This is a genomic window from Cohnella suwonensis (genome assembly GCF_042655365.1).
In the GTDB taxonomy this organism is placed as follows: domain Bacteria; phylum Bacillota; class Bacilli; order Paenibacillales; family Paenibacillaceae; genus Cohnella; species Cohnella suwonensis.
On record NZ_JBHSMH010000112.1, the window covers coordinates 1 to 703 of the forward strand.

The following is a 703-nucleotide window of genomic DNA, read 5'->3' on the forward strand; positions in this document are numbered from 1 at the left end:
TTAAAGTGGATAACACTTTCCGGAACAAGTGACCAACTATTTCCGGAATGAGTGGCTAAACATTACCGGAATGACTGACCAAAGTTTCCGGAATACGCATTCGGAGCCATTCCGCCCAAACCCATTCAAGAATCCGTTAAGGATTATACCGCTTCAATATTGGGCTCACCATGGCATTGTACTTGACCTTCCCCGCTAAGAATTTCATCTAACGTTCATGTGTTCACGACGTCCCACCACCTTAAGGCTCCGCCAGGAGCCGGCCGCGATGCGGTTAGGTGGTGCGGATGTGTCCGGCTGATTCCGCTTCTCTGCTACTGCCAAATACTTCTCTGAATCCTCATCTAACTCCTGCCGGACCGAGGGCCGAATGGCCCGATGCGTGAACATGGTGTTAGCAGAAGTTGATGCCTTCATGGAATACTTTCGAGGAATGTTTATTTAATCCAATTTGGAATATGGGTCACAAAATACTGTCCTATCTTTGTTAATTCTTTCATTACATAGCTTATTTTTTGTGCATCTAAAAACCAATTTTCTTTGGTTATACCAGTTTTATCTGTCACTGGGCTTACAAAAAACATTGTATCTTTGGGAAAGTACACCTGATAGGTAAGCAATGCTCGACGAGCATGATAAGATTTACAAACTAATATTACTTTTTGTGGATTTAACCGATTCTGCTGGAGTACATCCCATGACT

General features: G+C 43.4%; 1 protein-coding gene. It reads right to left on the reverse strand.

Annotation, left to right across the window (positions count from 1 at the left end; genetic code table 11):
- Positions 1-437: 437 nt before the first annotated feature.
- On the reverse strand, positions 438-703 hold a 266-nt coding region (locus ACFPPD_RS24685), incomplete at its 5' end, for a YdcF family protein (RefSeq protein ID WP_465251445.1).